19 protein-coding genes are annotated in these 16086 nt (G+C 67.8%); 9 read left to right on the top strand and 10 right to left on the bottom strand.

Annotated features, from left to right (window positions below; all coding sequences use genetic code 11):
• Positions 1–73: 73 nt before the first annotated feature.
• Positions 74–1171, bottom strand: a complete 1098-nt coding sequence (locus tag GQ674_RS13665; protein WP_159497513.1) for a Glu/Leu/Phe/Val dehydrogenase dimerization domain-containing protein — start codon at positions 1169–1171, stop codon at positions 74–76.
• Between the two features lie 318 nt (positions 1172–1489).
• Here GQ674_RS13665 and GQ674_RS13660 point away from each other — a divergent pair, with 318 nt between their 5' ends.
• Positions 1490–2593, top strand: coding sequence for an HDOD domain-containing protein (locus tag GQ674_RS13660; RefSeq protein WP_159497512.1), 1104 nt, complete (start codon positions 1490–1492; stop codon positions 2591–2593).
• Between the two features lie 84 nt (positions 2594–2677).
• Here GQ674_RS13660 and GQ674_RS13655 read toward each other — a convergent pair whose 3' ends face one another.
• From GQ674_RS13655 to GQ674_RS13645, 3 genes are all read right to left on the bottom strand, one after another.
• A complete protein-coding gene (locus GQ674_RS13655) occupies positions 2678–4255 on the bottom strand; it encodes a phospholipase D family protein (protein ID WP_159497511.1) in 1578 nt (525 codons plus the stop codon).
• A gap of 57 nt (positions 4256–4312) precedes the next feature.
• Positions 4313–5023: an rRNA pseudouridine synthase gene (locus tag GQ674_RS13650; protein ID WP_159497510.1), complete on the bottom strand. Its 711-nt coding sequence runs from the start codon at positions 5021–5023 to the stop codon at positions 4313–4315.
• An 897-nt stretch (positions 5024–5920) separates the two neighbouring features.
• On the bottom strand, positions 5921–6418 hold the full coding sequence (locus tag GQ674_RS13645) for a M48 family metallopeptidase (protein WP_159497509.1): 498 nt from the start codon (positions 6416–6418) through the stop codon (positions 5921–5923).
• Between the two features lie 74 nt (positions 6419–6492).
• Here GQ674_RS13645 and GQ674_RS13640 point away from each other — a divergent pair, with 74 nt between their 5' ends.
• Both GQ674_RS13640 and GQ674_RS13635 read left to right on the top strand, forming a co-directional pair.
• Positions 6493–7044, top strand: coding sequence for a DUF2058 domain-containing protein (locus GQ674_RS13640; protein ID WP_159497508.1), 552 nt, complete (start codon positions 6493–6495; stop codon positions 7042–7044).
• Positions 7045–7152: 108 nt separating this feature from the next.
• Positions 7153–7419, top strand: a complete 267-nt coding sequence (locus GQ674_RS13635; RefSeq protein WP_159497507.1) for a DksA/TraR family C4-type zinc finger protein — start codon at positions 7153–7155, stop codon at positions 7417–7419.
• A gap of 36 nt (positions 7420–7455) precedes the next feature.
• Here the strand turns inward: GQ674_RS13635 and GQ674_RS13630 are convergent, their stop codons facing one another.
• Both GQ674_RS13630 and GQ674_RS13625 read right to left on the bottom strand, forming a co-directional pair.
• Positions 7456–8037 (bottom strand): mechanosensitive ion channel family protein, encoded by a 582-nt coding sequence (locus GQ674_RS13630; protein ID WP_159497506.1) that lies wholly within the window; start codon positions 8035–8037, stop codon positions 7456–7458.
• 80 nt (positions 8038–8117) lie between these two features.
• A complete protein-coding gene (locus GQ674_RS13625) occupies positions 8118–8300 on the bottom strand; it encodes a hypothetical protein (protein ID WP_128097780.1) in 183 nt (60 codons plus the stop codon).
• 134 nt (positions 8301–8434) lie between these two features.
• Between GQ674_RS13625 and GQ674_RS13620 the strand changes: the two genes are divergently transcribed.
• Genes GQ674_RS13620 through GQ674_RS13610 form a run of 3 tightly spaced genes read left to right on the top strand, consistent with a single transcriptional unit; the run spans position 8435 to position 10434 of the window.
• Positions 8435–9019 (top strand): sigma-70 family RNA polymerase sigma factor, encoded by a 585-nt coding sequence (locus tag GQ674_RS13620; protein ID WP_159497505.1) that lies wholly within the window; start codon positions 8435–8437, stop codon positions 9017–9019.
• A complete protein-coding gene (locus GQ674_RS13615) occupies positions 9016–9537 on the top strand; it encodes a hypothetical protein (protein WP_159497504.1) in 522 nt (173 codons plus the stop codon). The genes GQ674_RS13620 and GQ674_RS13615 overlap by 4 nt, the downstream gene beginning before the upstream one ends.
• 12 nt (positions 9538–9549) lie before the next feature.
• The gene (locus GQ674_RS13610) at positions 9550–10434 is read left to right on the top strand and encodes a DUF4097 family beta strand repeat-containing protein (protein ID WP_159497503.1); all 885 of its coding nucleotides are present in this window, start codon (positions 9550–9552) and stop codon (positions 10432–10434) included.
• A 45-nt stretch (positions 10435–10479) separates the two neighbouring features.
• Here GQ674_RS13610 and GQ674_RS13605 read toward each other — a convergent pair whose 3' ends face one another.
• The 3 genes from GQ674_RS13605 to GQ674_RS13595 all read right to left on the bottom strand — a co-directional run bounded on the left by GQ674_RS13605 (position 10480) and on the right by GQ674_RS13595 (position 13408).
• On the bottom strand, positions 10480–10659 hold the full coding sequence (locus tag GQ674_RS13605; protein ID WP_038687055.1) for a hypothetical protein: 180 nt from the start codon (positions 10657–10659) through the stop codon (positions 10480–10482).
• A gap of 11 nt (positions 10660–10670) precedes the next feature.
• On the bottom strand, positions 10671–10919 hold the full coding sequence (locus tag GQ674_RS13600) for a YkgJ family cysteine cluster protein (RefSeq protein WP_236546083.1): 249 nt from the start codon (positions 10917–10919) through the stop codon (positions 10671–10673).
• 1133 nt (positions 10920–12052) lie between these two features.
• Positions 12053–13408, bottom strand: coding sequence for an Hsp70 family protein (locus GQ674_RS13595; RefSeq protein WP_159497502.1), 1356 nt, complete (start codon positions 13406–13408; stop codon positions 12053–12055).
• A 115-nt stretch (positions 13409–13523) separates the two neighbouring features.
• On the opposite strand from GQ674_RS13595, the gene GQ674_RS13590 reads away from it, so the two are divergent.
• Entirely contained in the window at positions 13524–13859 is a 336-nt protein-coding gene (locus GQ674_RS13590) for a zinc ribbon domain-containing protein YjdM (protein WP_159497501.1), read from the top strand.
• 7 nt (positions 13860–13866) lie between these two features.
• On the opposite strand, the gene GQ674_RS13585 is transcribed toward GQ674_RS13590, so the two are convergent.
• Complete coding sequence (locus GQ674_RS13585) at positions 13867–15006, bottom strand: transglutaminase-like domain-containing protein (RefSeq protein WP_159497500.1); 1140 nt, start codon at positions 15004–15006, stop codon at positions 13867–13869.
• A gap of 233 nt (positions 15007–15239) precedes the next feature.
• On the opposite strand from GQ674_RS13585, the gene GQ674_RS13580 reads away from it, so the two are divergent.
• Together GQ674_RS13580 and GQ674_RS13575 are read left to right on the top strand one after the other, a co-directional pair.
• The gene (locus tag GQ674_RS13580) at positions 15240–15839 is read left to right on the top strand and encodes a hypothetical protein (protein ID WP_128095822.1); all 600 of its coding nucleotides are present in this window, start codon (positions 15240–15242) and stop codon (positions 15837–15839) included.
• 57 nt (positions 15840–15896) lie between these two features.
• Positions 15897–16082 carry an oxidoreductase-like domain-containing protein gene (locus GQ674_RS13575; RefSeq protein ID WP_159497499.1) on the top strand — a complete coding sequence of 62 codons (186 nt, stop codon included), beginning with the start codon at positions 15897–15899 and terminating at the stop codon, positions 16080–16082.
• Positions 16083–16086: the final 4 nt, after the last annotated feature.

Here is a 16086-nt window from a genome sequence, read left to right as displayed (position 1 = left end):
GACACACGTAATGGTCTGAAACGAAAAAGGGCGCGATGCAATCGCGCCCTTCTTCATTCTGCGGCGGAGCGGCTCAGTTCCCGCGTAGCGTGCCCAGCCGCGGCGTGGCGCGGCCCAGCGGCATCTTCAGCTTGCCGATGGAATGGATGCGCGTCTCGGCGATCAGGTCGGCCGCCCGCTGGGGCGCGATGCCCTCACTCTGGGACAGGGCGAAGATCCGGCCGAGGTTGTGGTAGATGCTGCGGATCAGGCGCATCGCGCGTTCGCGGTTGTAGCCATCGATTTCCAGCGAGACGTTCATCACCCCGCCCGCGTTGACCGCGTAGTCCGGCGCGTACAGGATGCCGCGTGCATGCAGTTCATCGCCGACCTCCAGGCTGGACAGCTGGTTGTTGGCGGTACCGCAGACGATCCTGCACTTCAGGCGGGGCAGGGTCTGCGGGTTGATCGCCCCTTCCAGTGCGCACGGGGCGAACACATCGGCGTTGACGTCGTAGATGTCGTCCGGCTTCACCGCTTCGGCACCGTACTCGGTGACCGCACGATCGACCCGCGCGCTGTCCAGGTCGGTGACGAACAGCTTGGCGCCGCGGTCGCGCAGCAGCTTGACCAGCTCCATGCCGATATGGCCCAGGCCCTGGACCGCGATGCTGGTCTTGCCCACTTCTTCATGGCCGAGCTTGTGCTGCATCGAGGCCATCAGCGCCTGCAGCGCGCCGTAAGCGGTGAACGGGGCCGGGTCGCCGGAGCCGCCATGGACCTGGTGCACGCCGGTGACGTACTCACTCTCCAGGTAGATGTTCTCCATGTCGTTGACATCGGTGCCTACGTCCTCGGCGGTGATGTAGCGACCGCCCAGCGAATCCACGTAACGACCGAACGCGCGGAACAGCACCTCGCTCTTGTCCTGGCGCGGGTCGCCGATGATCACCGCCTTGCCGCCACCCACGTTCAGCCCGGCCAGGGCGTTCTTGTAGGTCATGGTGCGGCTCAGGCGCAGCGCGTCGGCCAGCGCATCATCGGTGCTGGCGTACGGGCGCATGCGCACGCCACCCAGGGCCGGGCCCAGGGTGGTGTTGTGGATGGCGATGATCGCCCTCAGGCCGGCATCGCGGTTGTGGCAGAACACCACTTGTTCGTGACCGGAAGTTTCGAGGGTTTCAAATAACATGGTGGCTCCGATGGGGCGAACGGCTGGGAACAGCGGCGAACGCACCAGCAAAAGGTGGGTTGTAAAACAAAAAAAGCGACTTCGTCGGATCGGGGGACGGGTCGCGCGGCGCCATTCTAGTGCATTCCGCCGGAGGGTGTTGTCAGGGCTTGCCGCGACCCACGGCCGGGATCGGCCCCGGGGCGCGACGGTACGGGCCATTAAAGTTGCTGAAGATGGCGCCGATGCCGTGGCAACGGTGCGCAGTACCAGCAATGCCAGGACGGACGACGTGGGTGCAGTGACAACACAGTGGCGCCGCGCAAGGCGGCCACGCTGATGGATATGAACGTGATGGTGGTGGCAGGACTGGCGGGAGCGGTCGCGCTCGGGCTGGCGGTAACGCGGCGCCGCCGCGTGCGCGTCGCCGCCCCGGCGGCGGCCGTGCGCCCGCGTGCGCCTTTGGCGGTCCTGTCTGGGCAGGCCGGCAGCGTCGCCGAGACCGCCCCGGCCGAGGCGCTCCAGGCCGGCCTGCACGCGCTGGCGCTGGTGCCGCGCAGTGGCGACGCTGCCGACCCGGACCGGCACAGCGATGGCACTTTGCACGCGGCGGTGGTGGCAGCGCTGGAGCAGCGCGACTGGTCGGCCCGGCAGCTGCCCCGGCGCCCGCAACTGCTGCCGCAGCTGATCCAGTCGGTCAACGACAGCGACGCCTCGGCGCGTGCGATGGCCGCCATCATCGGCCAGGACCCGGTGCTGACCGGCAATCTCCTGCGCATCGCCAACAGCCCGGTGTACCGCCTGCAGGCCAAGCCGGTGGACAGCCTGCAGCGGGCGGTAACCCTGGTGGGTACCGAAGGCATCCGCCAGATCATCAGCGCGGTACTGGTGCAGCCGGTGATGCAGGTGCACTGCGAGACGTTCCCGCAGTTTGGCACGGTGATCTGGGAGCACGCGCTGCTGGCCTCGCGCGCGGCGGCCGACCATGCGCGGCTGGTGACCCATGAAGACGCCTTCGCCGCACAATGGCTGGGGCTGACCCAGGGCCTGGGCGCGGCGTTGGTGATGCGGCAGCTGCTGGATACCTGCGCCGTGCAGGACGCTGCATTGCCATCGCGCGCGTTGGCGATGCAACTGCTGGATGCCTGGACCTTGCCTGTGGCCGGGCGGATCGCGGCGGCCTGGGAGTTGCCCGGGGCGGTACACGAAGCGCTGCTGCGCGACGCCGGTACGGCCCAGGACGGGCTGTCGGCCAGTCTGCGCTTTGCACGCGCGGCGGCGGCCGCCAGCCTGCTGTGTCGGCACGGGCGGATCGGCCAGGCGCAGGCGCTGGCCATCCTGGAGCAGCAGCACGGCACCCCGCCACATGCGCTGCAGTGGATCTGGCGACGCCTGCATGGGCGCGCGGTGGAAACCCTGGACGCCGACGAGGCCGAGGCCTGAGGGTTCGTGGAGGGCAGCCATGCAGCCCCTGAACGCGATGACCCACGGCTAGAGCCACGCCATGCGTGGCTGCCTCGCGGTCGCCTACAGCTGCGACTCCAGCGGCAGCCAGCTGATGACGCGCGCGCTGGCACGCAGCCAGAACGACGTATCCGGTTCCCGGTCGAGCACTACCGGTGGCTGGGCGGCGCGGTCCAGCCAGCGGACCCGGTCCTGTGCGTCCAGCATCACCCAGTAGCTCTGCGCCGGATCGGCCAGGCGCAGGTACTCGGCACGCAGCTGCGCGCCCAGCACCGGATCATCGAACAGCACGCCCATCTCGGTGTTGAGGTACGCCGACCGTGGGTCGAGGTTGAACGACCCGACGAAGCCGCGCCGATCGTCCAGCAGGAAAGCCTTGGTGTGCAGGCTGGCGCCGCTGCTGCCGAACAGCCCGCTGCGGTCGCCATAGCCGTGCGCCTTCAGTTCGTAGAGGTGCACGCCGCTGTGCAGCAGGGGCGCCCGGTAGTGCATGTAGCCCCCGTGCACGGCGGCGACGTCGTTGGCCGCCAGCGAGTTGGTCACCACCCCGACCAGGGCGCCGCGCTTGACCATGGCGGCCATGCCGTCTGTGCCTTCCTCGCCGGGGACGAAGTACGGCGAGATCAGCAGCGCCTTGTGCCGGGTGGCCTGCATCTCGCTGACCAGCCGGGTCACCAGCCAGTTCGACGTGTCATCGCGGCGGTGTTTCATGGCCGGGTCGGAGACGATCTCCACGTTCGGTGACCAGTGCAGCTCGACCGCGTCGCGGTAGTACGAGCGCGCCGACTGTGACTGCTGGACACGGCGCAGGTACGGCTGGGCGACATCGCGCTTGGCTTCGTGCTCGGATTCGCGCACCAGCAGGCGCAGCTGGGCCGGGGTGTGGAAGGCCAGCGCAGCGATGGGAACGGCGGTTTCGCTGTTCCAGTAGTCGTCAAAAATACGGTTGGCCTGGTTCACCGCATGACCGGCCACCAGCAGGTCGAGGTCGCGGAAGTTCACGTCCGACCGCGCACTGAAATACTCTTCGCCGATGTTGCGGCCGCCGACGATGGCCACGCGCCCATCGGCGATCCACGCCTTGTTGTGCATGCGATGGTTGACGCTGAAAAAGCGCTGCACCATCTCCACCATCCGCCACGGCCCGGTGCGGTTGCGGAAGGGGTTGTACAGGCGGATCTCGATGTTGGGATGCTCGTCGAGCGCCATCAACAGGGCGTCCTTGTCCCGGGCATTCATGTCATCGAGCAGCAGGCGCACGCGCACGCCGCGTTCGGCGGCCTGGTACAGGGACTGCGCCATCAGGTGGCCGATCAGGTCGTCGTGCCAGATGTAATACTGCAGGTCCAGGCTGCGGCCGGCATGGGCGGTGATGACCGCCCGCGCGGCATAGGCATCCAGCCCGTCGGCAAGGAAGGCGACGCCGCTCTGGTCGGGGTGGCTGGCCTGCAGGCGGGCCAGTTCGCGGTCGATGACGGTCTTGGCCGGCTGGACGGGCAGTACGCTGCTGGGGGCGCCCATCGCCTTGGGGGTCAGGTGGTCGGCCAGCAACAGGCCGCTGAGTACCAACAGCACCAGCACCGCGAGTACGATTCCCAGCCAGCGCAGCATCCGGCGCCAGAGCGGCTTTCGTTCAGTCATGTGCCGATGCTAAGCCGGGCGGGCGTGCACGGCGAGTGCCGGACGCGCGCGACGACCTCAGAAACGTTCGTCGGGCGCGAGGTAGCGCCACTGGCCCGGTACCAGCTTGCCCATGGCGACGCGGCCGATGCGCAGGCGGCGGACGCTGACGACGTCGAGTCCGACCTGGCGGCACATGTCGCGGAGCTGGCCGGGTTGTACGGGTTTGATGGCAAAGCGCAGGCGGGTTTCGTTCTGCCAGCTGACCTTGCACGGGGGCAGGGGCCAGTTGCGGAAGCTGAGGCCGTGGGCGAGGCGTTTCATGCCATAGGGTGCGAGTTCGCCACTGACTTCGACGAGGTATTCCTGTTCGAGGGTGGCGCCGCGGTCCTTGAGGTGGGACACGATGCGGCCGTCCTGGCTGACGACGACCAGGCCGCTGTCTTCGTCGGCGAGCGGCATGACCAGTTGCAGGGCGTGGAAATGCCGCTGGAGGAGGGTGACGCCGGTGGCGTCCAGTTCGCTGCGGCTGTCAGGGGTGACCAGGGCGCACAGTTCGTCGGCGCGCATGCCGGCGGGTTTGTGCAGCAGCATGCTGACGGTTTCGGTGCGGGTGGCTTCGGCGTTGTCGCGCAGGACGATGGTTTCGTCGGTGACCAGGGTCTGCGGTTGTTCGACGATCGTGCCGTCGACGGTGACCCAGCCGCCTTCGATGTAGCGCTGGGCGTCGCCCCGGGAGCAGCCGATGAGGCTGGTCAGGCGTTTGTCGAGTCGGATCGGGTCGGTCATGGGGCTGGCAACGAAAAGCGGGATGCGGGCGGGGAGTGTACTGGGTGTGCGGGGTGGGTGGGCCCTGCTGGGGCTGAGCCGAGGCCGGAGCCAGAGCCGGAGCCGGAGCTAACAGCCGAAGCCACAGCCGGAGCCACAGCCGGTTGGCCGGGCGGCTTGGGTTGGCCGGGGGCGGGTGGGTTGGCGGGACACGCCGTGAATCCATCCCTGGAGGCTCGTGGGCGCCATCCATGGCGCCCAACGGTCCCGCCAACCCACCCACCCCCAGCCCCGACAGTTGGCTGGTGGCCTTTGGGGGAGGCAACGGCGAACTGCGATCGGACGGCTTTTGGTCCGGCGGGTGACTTGGTGGCTGGTGCTCGGCCGGAAGGCCGAAGCTGATGTCTGGTCCGAATCTGGTTTTTTGGATTTGATTTCTAATATGAATTCAAATTCACATTGAAATCGAATTCTGAGCTTTGGCTCTGGCTCTGGCTCTGGCTTGGCTTTTTCCTGCTTTCGCCCCCGCTTCTAGCTCTTCATCGGCCACCGGCAGTCTGTCTGGGGCGGGGGTGTGTGGGTTCGCGGGACCCTGAGCCGCATGGATGCGGCGACGGAGCTTACATGGGTGAGGGCGCATTGCTTGCGAGGCACTTCCTCGCATGCGTCCGAACGCACAGCCGCCAGCGGCTGGGCCGGGCCGCTGAGCGGGACTTGCAGCGTGTCCCGCGAACTCACACACCCCCGCCCAATCCAGCGATCGTTGCGCCAGAAGCCGTTGCAGTTGCAGTTGCAGTTGCAGTTGCTTGAGCTTCGCTCTGGCTTTGCGAGCAGCCGGCCAGCGGCCGGCACTACCGCGCCCCACCGGCCAGCGGCCGGCACGCCAGGCGGCCAGCGGCCCGCAGCCGTGCGAAGGGGTCAGCGGGTGGGGCGTTCCAGATGGGTCAGGTACAGGCGCAGATCGAACTCCAGCTGGTGGTAATCCGCTTCCATGTGCGTGCACAGCTGATAGAAGGCCTTGTTGTGGTCCGATTCCTTCAGGTGGGCCAGCTCGTGCACCACGATCATCTTCAGGAACGGCGCCGGGGCCTCGCGGAACACCGTCGCGATCCGGATCTCGCGGCTCGCCTTCAACCGGCTGCCCTGCACCCGCGACACCGTCGTGTGCGTGCCCAGCGCGTGCTTCAGCACCTGCAGCTTGCTGTCATAGACCACTTTCGACAGCGGCGCCGACTGCCGCAGATAGCGCTCCTTCAGCCCCTGCGTGTAGTCGTACAGCTGCCGATCGTTGCGCACCGTATGCAGTTCCGCGTAGCGCCGTTCCAGCCAGGGCCCCAGGCGGTCGCCCGCGATCAGCTCGCGCACCTGCTGCTGCAGGGCTTCGGGGTAACCGGCGAGGTACTTCAGGGCGGTCATGGACAACGGTTGGGACTGGGGCGGACAGACCAGTATGATGGCCTCCGGAATCCCGCAACAACAGATGCACGCGTATGGCGAAGGCAAATCCCCTGCAGGAGCAGCTGCTCAAGGCCGGGCTGGTCAAGAAGTCCCAGGTCTCACAGGCCGCACGTGAACAGGTCAAGGCCCGACACGGCAAGGCCCCCGTTGCGCCCAGCGAAAGCCAGCGCGAGGCCGACCGGCTGCGGGCCGAGAAAGCTGAACGCGACCGCGCCCTGGAGGCCGAGCGCAAGGAAAAGGCGCGCGCGCAGGAACTGCAGGCGCAGGTCCGGCAGATCATCGAGACCAACAAGGTCAAGCGTGACGGCGACAGCGAGTACCGCTTCAATGATGGCACCGTGATCCGCACCCTGCTGGTCAACCCCGCCCTGCGCCGGCAGCTGGCGTCCGGCGCGCTGGTCATTGCCCGGTTCGGCGACGGCTTCGAGCTGCTGCCGCGTCCGGCCGCCGACAAGGTGCGTGAGCGCGATGCCAGCGCCATCGTGCTCGACAACGCCCAGGCCACCGCCGAGCCAAGCACCGGCAACGCCGACGACGATGCCTACTACGCCCAGTTCCAGGTGCCCGACGACCTGGTCTGGTAACACCCGGCTGAAGCATTCACGCCGCCGCCAAGGCGTTCAGCCGCACGTTGGCTGCGCCCGCGGGGCCGGGTCTATGCTGGTGCCTGACACCGGCATGGGAGACGCATCATGGCGACAGGTTGGGCAGGCGACGGCGCGGTGCAGGACCAGATCGACGCCACCGTTGACGATGCCATCCAGCGCGCCCGCGCGCAGCTCAAACAGGGCCCCGGGCTGACCCACTGCGAACACTGTGACGCGCCCATTCCCGAGGCGCGGCGCAAGGCCGTGCCCGGCGTACGGTTATGCGTGCGCTGCCAGGAAGAAGAGGACGCCGCGCAGCACGATGGCGGCGGTTACAACCGCCGTGGCAGCAAGGACAGCCAGCTGCGTTGACCCCTGCGCGGTGCGCCGGGCGCGCGCCGCCGTTGTTCAACCATCGCCCTGGATACCGCCCGGCGCCTGCGACGGATCACGCCAGCGGCGCACGGTGCGCTGGAAGAACATGTTGTTGGGAATCTGCAGCACGGTCCCTTCGTGGTGGCCGTCGGTTTCCTGCAGCGTGGTGTAGATCAGGTTCACGTCGATCACGCGGCCCTTCAATCCCGGCTTCTCGCCGTTCTCCAGCAGCTCGATGTAGTCGTGCAGGCGGAACGGGCGTGTGGTGAAGATCAGCAGCGTGCAGAAGATGTTGGACAACACGCTCCACGCGGCGAAGAACGCCACCGCACCCACGGCGGCAAAGCCGGTGAAGGCGGTCCAAAGGACGCTGGCTTTGACCCCGACAATGCTCAGGATCACCAGCAGCGCGGTGCTGTAGACCACGAAACTGAAGGCACGGCGCACGCCCATGACCATTTCCGGGGGCAGTGTGTAATGTTCGCCGATGCGGCGCATCAGCCGCCGTGCGATCAGGCGCAGCAGCCAGGCGGCCAGCAGCGTCAGCAGGATCTGCAGGGCAGGGACCCCGTAATGCAGCCACTCGTGGGTCCAGGTAGGCAGATGGTCTTTCATGTGCAGCGTGGATCCTTGCAGCGATAGTGCGTCGAGCCGCTATCTTAATGCGGCCGCGCGCCGACCACCGCCGCCGTCGTTCACACCACGGGCTGCGATGCCAGCCGTGCGATCAGTACCGAGGCACAGACCGGGTCATGCGCGGCATATTGCACGCACAGGTCCGGTTGCGGCGACACCGACATACGGATAGTCACCGGGCTCCAGGGAAGGGTGCAGCTGCTGGCCAGCGACAACAGCAGGACGAGGCAACTGGTGGACATGGCGATTCCTTGTCGATGGCCCGTGGGGTACGCAGGCTTGGATGCCGGCGGCGGCCAAAAGGTTTAGAGCCGGTGCTCACGAACATCGCGCCAACCGGTTTAAACCTTTTCGCTGGACCCCGCATCCAACGGATATGCTCAACGCCACCATGCCCGCATCCCGTGCCCCGATCGAGGCCGACGCCGCCGACGACCACGCCCTGGTCCGCGCCGCGGTGGGGGGCAACGTGGCCGCCTATGAACAGATCTACCGACGCCATTCGCCGCGCATCTACGCGGTGCTGTGGCGGTTGTGTGGCGGCCACGCCGCACGCGCCGAGGATGCCCTGCAGGATGCGTTCCTGCAGGCATGGAAGGCGCTGCCGGGGTTCCGTTTCGACAGCAGCCTGGTCACCTGGCTGCACCGGCTGGGGGTGAACGCGGCGCTGATGGAACTGCGCGCCAGCGCGCACTGGCAGCTGACCGATGCCGGCGAGGAAGGGCACGACAGCCTGGCCACGCTGGTGGCAGTGGACCGGTGTGCGGGCACCACGCTGGACCTCGAACGCGCGCTGGAAACCCTGCCGCCGCGCGCCCGGGCGGTGCTGGTGCTGCACGACATAGAAGGCTGGAAACACCACGAAATCGCCGAGCAGCTGCAGATGGCTGTGGGCAGTTCGAAGGCACAGTTGCACCGTGCGCGCGGTCTGTTGCGCGCACGCCTGGGAGAAACCGCATGAACGACATGAACCACCACGACGACTCCGATGCGCTGCAGGCGCGGTTGCGCGCGCTGCCGGCCGAGCGGCTGCCGCCGGCACGTGTGTGGCAGGGCATTGCCGCGCAGCTGCCGGCCATGCCGATGCCCGCGCCCATGCCGGCACCGGCAGTGGTAACCGGATGGACCCGGCGTCGACGCTGGCCGCTGCGGGTCGGCCTGGGTCTGGCGGCCGCGCTGGGCCTGCTGATGGTGGTGCCAACGCCGGTACCGCGGACGCCGCCGCCGACGCTGGTGCAACGCCAGGCCGAGGCGATGGTGGCCGAGTACCAGCAGGCGATGGCGACCCTGCCAACCGCCCAGGTGGGCGGCGAATGGCAGCCGGCGCTGCACGAGCTGGACAGCAGTGCCGACCATATCCGCGCCGCCCTCAGTGAAAACCCCCGCTCGCGCGTTCTGCTCGGGCAACTGCAGCGCACCTACGCGCTGCGCCTTGAACTTACCCAGCAGGCCGTGATGGCCGCTGGCCTGCCATCCTGAAGGAGACACACCATGCACCATTCATTGCGTCTGATCGCAGCCCTGGCCCTGCTGCTGCCGTTGGCGGCGCAGGCGGCCACCCGTGTGGATGAGCGCGCCCCGCTCGGAGCGGGCGGGCGCGTGGAAGTGAGCAACATCGCCGGCAAGGTCAGTGTGCGCGGGTGGGACCGCAACGAAGTGGCGTTGAGCGGTTCGATGGCCGATGGGCTGACGCTCAAGCAGGACCGCAGCGCCAACCGGGTGCGCTGGGAGGTGGTATATCCGCGCGGCCGGAGCAACGGAGGCGCGACGCTGGAACTGCGCGTGCCGCGTGCGGTGGAGGTGCAGCTGGGCACGGTGAGCGCGGACATCGAGGTGGCCGACGTGGACGTGCGGCGGCTGCAGGCCAACGCAGTGAGCGGCAGCATCGCTGCCGCCGGGCGCAGCGCCGAGACGGCGTTGACCACGGTCAGTGGCGGGATCCGTTCGCAGGTGCAGACGCCGCGGCTGGATCTGCGTGCGGTCAGCGGCGGGATCCAGGCCGGTGGCGGCGCCTCGGGCGAGGTGGCGCTGGAAACGGTGTCGGGCAGCATCAAAGTGGACGCGGGCCGCGTGCAGCGGCTGTCCGCCGAAGCCGTGTCGGGCAGCCTGACGGTGTCGGCAGCAGGGTTGGCGCCGGGCGGCAAGGTGACGTTGCAGACGGTGAGCGGCTCGATCGGGCTGCAGCTGCCGCGGTCGGTGTCGGCGCAGCTGAGCGTGAAGACCTTCAGCGGCGACATCCAGTCCGATTCGGGCACGGTGGAACGGCCGCGGTACGGGCCGGGCCGGAGCCTGGATGCAAAATTGGGCGGCGGCGATGGCGACATCGCGATCAATGCCCATTCGGGCAGCGTGCGGGTAGGCCTGGGCGGGCGTTGAGTGCGGCCTCCGCACCGGCACGGGGCCGGTGCGGACGGCTGCAGGTCAGCCGGTTTTCTTCAGTGCCAGGGTGTTGCCGAGCACTTCGATCTTGCCACCGCCCTTGCGGAACGCGGCCAGGTCGGCTGCGATGCTGGTGCTGTTGACGGCCGTGCTGGAACCCTGCTTACGGTCGACGCGAACGGTGTTGCCTGCCTTGGGGGAGGTCTTTGGCGTACGAGCCATGGATGCTCCTGTCATGGGTGGAACGAGGGAAAAAGCGTCGACAGATCGTGCTGTTGCCGACGGTACTCCTGCCGCACAAGGCGGCAGTCATCGCCGCCCATGTCAAACTGGCGGCAGATGGCGGGACGCTGCGAGTAGATGGTGCAGCGCAGGTGATAGGGATCGATGGCGGCGCACCAGCCTTCGTCGTTGCGCGCCATGACGGTGCGGCCGGCTTCATCGGTATCCAGCAGGTAGCTGGGTACGTTGTCGTCGGGCATGACGGTCACCGACATCCGGCAACAGACCGCGTCACAACGGCGGCAGTCGATGGGGTCGGGTTCGGCAGCGGTAACTGGGGCTGGTACAACCAGGCGTTCGCCCAATCGGATATCTCTTGGCGGCTCAGGGCGCTACATGCTGGGAACGAGCCGGATCACAGCGTAAAAGCGATCCCGGCGCCCGGGACATGTCCAGGGCGGCAGCATCGAGAAGGACGGTGGCCTGTACGAGGCCCGGGACGACGTGCGCATTGCGCATTGACGCCGAAAGATGATAGCGCTTTCGGCGTAACGTTTTGTTAATGCGCGCGATTGCTGGGGCTAAACCCTTATGGCGCCTGGCTTTCAGTCTTCCTTCGCCTTCCCTTTGATGGGGGGGGAGGGGTGGAATTCAAGAGCGAAGGGCAACGTCCGGAGCCACGTCCAGGTTCAAAGCCAGAGCCGAAGCCGAAAACCTTGGGCTGCGTTGTCCTGGGTGGGGCGGGCGCGTCGTGTGTGGGTTGGCAGGGCACGCTGCAAGTGCGTGCATGTAAGCTCCGCCACCGCCACCGCCAACCCACACGCGACGCACCTGCACAAAGGGTCGGTGCGCAAGGGAATAGCCGGAGCAACGGCAGACAAGCCGGTTTGGCCGGCGGGCCGGGCACGCGGATTGGTCGGCAGCACTGTCTGAGGCTGCGGCTGCGGCTGCGGCTGCGGCTTAAGTGTGGATGTGGGGATGTGTGGATGGGTGTGGCAGTGGGCAAAGGCCGCGAGAGCGGCAGCGCCTGTAGCTGCTGCCTTGGCTGCTGCTTTCGCCGTTGCTTCGGCCTTTGCAGTGGCATTTGCTGTTGCTGTTGCTGTTGCTGTTGCAGTGGCCGTTGCAGTGGCCGTTGCAGTTGCTTCGAAAGTGCCGAGCTCCGCTCGGCATCCTCCCCCCAAAAAAAAGCTGCGGTGCTTTTTGCATGCGCACCGGCCAACTGTCGGGGGGCGGGGTGGGTGAGGTTGCGGGGCCCTCCACCGCATGGATGCGGTGGCGGAGCTTACACGGAAGTACTTGCAGCGTGCCCCGCGGCCTCACCCACCCCGACCCAAACCGGAAGACCATCAACCCAGCTCTTGATCCAGCTCTTGATCCAGCTCTTGACCCAGCTTTACGAAGCCGCCGCCCACGCCAACCCGTGGACGACGCCGAAGGAGGGGTTGCCGCGGATCAGGGTTGCGCCCGGAAAGGCTGCCGCCACGGCCTCCTGCAGATACCCCGCGCGCGACATCCCGCCGGTCAGGAACACCGCGGCCGGGTCGTGGCCGATGTCCGCGCGGACCTGCTCCAGCAACGTCGTCAGCTCGGCCAGGTAGTTGCCCGCCGCCGCTTCCAGCCGCGCGCGTTCCACCTGCACCGCCATCCCGCGCTCGATGAAATCCAGCGCACTCTCATGCGCCACCGCGCTGCTCAGCGCGATTTTGCACTGCTCCACCTCACGGTACAGCCGCGCCGTGTTGCCCGTGTCCTGCAGCGCCTGCAACCGCTTGCCCCACGGCGCTTCCGCATCGCGATAGCTGTGCTGGCGGAAATCGCGCTGACGGGTCATGTCCTGCACCATCGCCGCTTCCACGTAGTGGTGCGCCGGCACCCGGCTCACGCCACGACCGAACAGCGGCATGTACGCGCCCAGACTCAACGCCAGGTCGATATCCGTACCGCCGCGCGCGATACCCCACGCGCGGTGGATCTTCGGGGCGTGCTGCCCACCCACCCGCGCATGCGCGATATCGGTCGTACCGCCGCCGATGTCCACCACAATGGCCTCGTGCTCCTCCGCGCTCTCGGCGTGGTAGTGCATCGCCGCCGCGGCCGGCTCCTCCAGGAAATCCACATCGTCGAAGCCCGCCGCGATCGCCGCGCTGTGCAGGATCTCCAGCGCCTGGTCATTGCCGGCCGCGCCGATCGAACTGCGGAACTGCACCGGCCGCCCCAGCGTCGCCGTGCGCACCGGGCGGTCCAGCTGGCGCGAGGCGGTCAGGCGGATGTGTTCCAGGATGTGCGTGGCGATACCGGTAATGGTCTGGCGCGCGCGCGGATGCAGGTTGTAGCCCAGCATCGACTTCGGACTCTGCACCAGGTTGCCCTCGTTCTCTTCGAAATAGGCTTCCAGCGCCTCATCGCCATAGACCGCGTTCTGCAGCAGCTTGGTCGAGGTCAGCGGCGCGCGCATCTGCTCTTCCATCCACTGCCTGCGCACCACGCGCAGCGCTTCGCGGCGCAGCGCGTCGTGGGCACGCTCCTGGCCGGCCGCACGTGCATCGCGCGCCGCGGCGTCGATCAGCCGGGCCAGCTCGTGTTCCAGTGCCGGGGTCAGCTCGAAGTCGTTCGGGTCGCGCATCACTTCCGGGAAATACACCGTGGTGCGGAACTGCTCGGCCTGGCCGAACTGGATCGGCACGACCCTCCCGTCCACCACCGCGGCGGCGGCGGAGTTGCTGGTACCAAAGTCGATGCCGATTTTCATGCGGGGCCGGGCCGGAGGTCAGGGGGCGCGCACTGTGCGGCAAGCGGGCCAGCGGTGCAAGGGCCGGAAGGCGGGCGGTTACAATGGGGGTTGTTCAGTTTCCGAAGGCTTCACCATGTCTACCGCTCCCGCCTGCCCGCAATGCACCCTGGAAAACACCTACGCCGATGGCCCGCTGTGGATCTGCGCCGACTGCGGGCATGAGTGGACCGCCGCCGAGGCCAGCACCGGGGGCGTCGTAGTGCGCGACAGCAACGGCAACGTCCTGGCCGGGGGCGACACCGTCACCGTGATCAAGGACCTGAAGGTGAAGGGCTCCTCCATCCCGCTCAAGCAGGGCACGGTGATCCGCAACATCCGCCTGGTCGAGGACGATGCCGAGCATATCGAAGGCAACTCGGACAAGATCAAGGGCCTGGTACTGAAGACCTGCTTCCTCAAGAAGGCCTGAGCCGGGCTCAGTTGATGGCCGCGGTGCCTTGCCGCAGGCGGTGCAGGCTGTCCAGTTTGGCCTGGTACTGCGCCTTGAGAAAATCGGCGTTGGGGCTGGCCAGATCGCGCGCCTTGGACATTTCCACCGAGGCGCGACGGTTGTCGCCGGCCAGAAAATAGGCGCGCGCCAGTCCGAAATGGAACTGGTGCGCGGTGCCATACAGGCTGATCGCGCGGCGGTAGGCACGGATCGCGTCGGCATAGTCCCGGCGCTGCTCGGCCTCGTTGCCCAGGCGGAACTGCACGAACGGATCGTTGCGCTGCACCTGCTGCAGGCGCCTGGCCAGCAGGCCGGCCTGGCGGGTGTCGCCCAGCCGGCGGTACAGCGCGCTGGCGTTGGTCAGGCTGGCGATATTGCGCGGCTTGATCCCCAGTGCGGTGCGGTAATCGCGCTCGGCATCGGCCAGATTGCCACTGCGGGCATCCAGCACGCCAAGGTTGTTCCAGCCGGCCACGAAGGCCGGGTCCTGCGCCAGCGCGGCCTGGAAATAGGCACGTGCCTGCACCAGGTCGCCCTCGCTCATGCGCATGGCGCCACGGTTGTTGTAGAAGTGTGCCAGTGCACGGGACGAGTCGATCTGCTGGGGGCCGTAGCGGTCGTAGAGCACGTTGCGGTCCAGGTCCACCACCGCGATGCGCCCGTCCAGGTTCACCCCGGCGTTGACATGCCCGATGTTGTAGATGGCGCCCTGGTCTTCATACCAAGTGACCACCTGGGCGACCTCCTGCACACGCGCGTCGATACCGGCCGCGCGCGCCAGCGTCACAAACAGCAGGGTGAAGGACAGGCAGTTGGCACGCCGGTTCTGCCAGGTTTCGGTCAGGGTCTGGGTGGCATACGGGTCGTAGGCCAGGTGCATGGCGTCCTCGTCGAAGATCATGTGCACCAGCCGCTGCACGCGCTGCTCGCGCGAGTAGACCGGCGCGATCACCCGCTGCTTCAGCAGTGCCTGCAGCTCAGGCGGTATCGCCAGGATCTGTTCGGGCGTGGGCGGGGCGGCGGCGGTCCACGCTTCGGGCGCGGGGGCGGGGGCAGCGGCGGCGGCCGGCAGCACGGGTAGCGCCGACAGCAGGGCCAGCACACACAGCATTCTCCAGGCGGACATGTCGCTCACCTCGCGGGACGGTCGTTGCCGACCCCAGTCTAGGCCTGCGCCGCGCAGCCGGAATGCCGTCCGTCGGCGCGATCGCCCATCCACAGCCCGTGTGGACCAGCCATGGGCAAACCTGTGGATAAGCCGGTGCGCGCGCCGCGCGGCGGGCGTTCGCGATGGCTGGCCAAAAAACTGCCAGCGGCGCCCTGCTTGCCAGCCGCGGGCGGGACCGCCACTGTTGGCGCATGCGCTTTGAACCGATGACCTTGCCCGCGGCCATGCAGGCCGACCTTGAAGCCGCCTACGCCATGCCTGCGCGGGCGTACCACAATTTTTCGCACGTGCAGGCGGTGCTGCAGCACTGTCGCGCGGTGGCCGACGGCCCGGGCTGGGAGCACCCGCGCGAAGTGCAGTTGGCCGCGCTGTACCACGACGCGATCTACGACGCCGGGCGCAGCGACAACGAGGCGCGTTCGGCCGTGCTGGCGCGCGAGGCGATCCAGCGCTGGCTGCCCGACGCCGGCATCGACGTGGCCCGGGTGGTGCAGCTGATCGAACTGACGGCCCGCCACGGCGCGCTGGCCGCGACCGACATCGATGCCGAGGCGGCCCTGTTCCTGGACTGCGACATGGCCATCCTGGGCGCGCCGGCGGCGGTGTTCGACGCCTATGACCAGGGCATTGCCGAGGAGTACGCCGGCCACGTGCCGGGCTTCCTGTTCCGGCTCAACCGGCGGCGCTTCCTCAAGCAGCTGCTGCTCAAGCCGCGCATCTTCCTGAGTGCGTTCTTCCACGCACGGCTGGATGCCGCCGCGCGCGCCAACCTGCGCCGCCGCATCGGATAATGACGGCGGTGCCGTCGTGGCACTCCCGGCCTTCCTTACATCACCTCCCGTCCGCCCATGTCCCTGCCTGCCGTTTTCCCCGATCCCGACCCGCGTCCGCAGCCGCCGGAAGAACCCGGCCCCAACGAATGCTGTGGCAGTGGCTGCCCGCTGTGTGTGCTGGATCTGTACAGCGACGAACTGCAGCGCTACCGGGCCGCGCTGGCGGCGTGGCAGTTGCGCCACCCCGACACCACCGACTGAGATG

This window comes from Stenotrophomonas sp. 364, assembly GCF_009832905.1.
Taxonomy (GTDB): domain Bacteria; phylum Pseudomonadota; class Gammaproteobacteria; order Xanthomonadales; family Xanthomonadaceae; genus Stenotrophomonas; species Stenotrophomonas maltophilia_AP.
This window is presented reverse-complemented; position numbering and strand designations above follow the sequence as displayed.

Bases quoted from the DNA above. Each gene is read 5' to 3' on its own strand.
- GQ674_RS13600 (WP_236546083.1), bottom strand. From the start codon at position 10,919: ATGCCCGACGACAACGTACCCAGCTACCTGCTGGATACCGATGAAGCC.
- GQ674_RS13660 (WP_159497512.1), top strand. From the start codon at position 1,490: ATGGATATGAACGTGATGGTGGTGGCAGGACTGGCGGGAGCGGTCGCG.
- GQ674_RS13625 (WP_128097780.1), bottom strand. From the start codon at position 8,300: ATGTCCACCAGTTGCCTCGTCCTGCTGTTGTCGCTGGCCAGCAGCTGC.
- GQ674_RS13610 (WP_159497503.1), top strand. From the start codon at position 9,550: ATGCACCATTCATTGCGTCTGATCGCAGCCCTGGCCCTGCTGCTGCCG.
- GQ674_RS13615 (WP_159497504.1), top strand. From the start codon at position 9,016: ATGAACGACATGAACCACCACGACGACTCCGATGCGCTGCAGGCGCGG.
- GQ674_RS13655 (WP_159497511.1), bottom strand. From the start codon at position 4,255: ATGACTGAACGAAAGCCGCTCTGGCGCCGGATGCTGCGCTGGCTGGGA.
- GQ674_RS13665 (WP_159497513.1), bottom strand. From the start codon at position 1,171: ATGTTATTTGAAACCCTCGAAACTTCCGGTCACGAACAAGTGGTGTTC.
- GQ674_RS13620 (WP_159497505.1), top strand. From the start codon at position 8,435: ATGCTCAACGCCACCATGCCCGCATCCCGTGCCCCGATCGAGGCCGAC.
- GQ674_RS13595 (WP_159497502.1), bottom strand. From the start codon at position 13,408: ATGAAAATCGGCATCGACTTTGGTACCAGCAACTCCGCCGCCGCCGCG.
- GQ674_RS13585 (WP_159497500.1), bottom strand. From the start codon at position 15,006: ATGTCCGCCTGGAGAATGCTGTGTGTGCTGGCCCTGCTGTCGGCGCTA.
- GQ674_RS13580 (WP_128095822.1), top strand. From the start codon at position 15,240: ATGCGCTTTGAACCGATGACCTTGCCCGCGGCCATGCAGGCCGACCTT.
- GQ674_RS13645 (WP_159497509.1), bottom strand. From the start codon at position 6,418: ATGACCGCCCTGAAGTACCTCGCCGGTTACCCCGAAGCCCTGCAGCAG.
- GQ674_RS13605 (WP_038687055.1), bottom strand. From the start codon at position 10,659: ATGGCTCGTACGCCAAAGACCTCCCCCAAGGCAGGCAACACCGTTCGC.
- GQ674_RS13640 (WP_159497508.1), top strand. From the start codon at position 6,493: ATGGCGAAGGCAAATCCCCTGCAGGAGCAGCTGCTCAAGGCCGGGCTG.
- GQ674_RS13575 (WP_159497499.1), top strand. From the start codon at position 15,897: ATGTCCCTGCCTGCCGTTTTCCCCGATCCCGACCCGCGTCCGCAGCCG.
- GQ674_RS13630 (WP_159497506.1), bottom strand. From the start codon at position 8,037: ATGAAAGACCATCTGCCTACCTGGACCCACGAGTGGCTGCATTACGGG.
- GQ674_RS13590 (WP_159497501.1), top strand. From the start codon at position 13,524: ATGTCTACCGCTCCCGCCTGCCCGCAATGCACCCTGGAAAACACCTAC.
- GQ674_RS13650 (WP_159497510.1), bottom strand. From the start codon at position 5,023: ATGACCGACCCGATCCGACTCGACAAACGCCTGACCAGCCTCATCGGC.
- GQ674_RS13635 (WP_159497507.1), top strand. From the start codon at position 7,153: ATGGCGACAGGTTGGGCAGGCGACGGCGCGGTGCAGGACCAGATCGAC.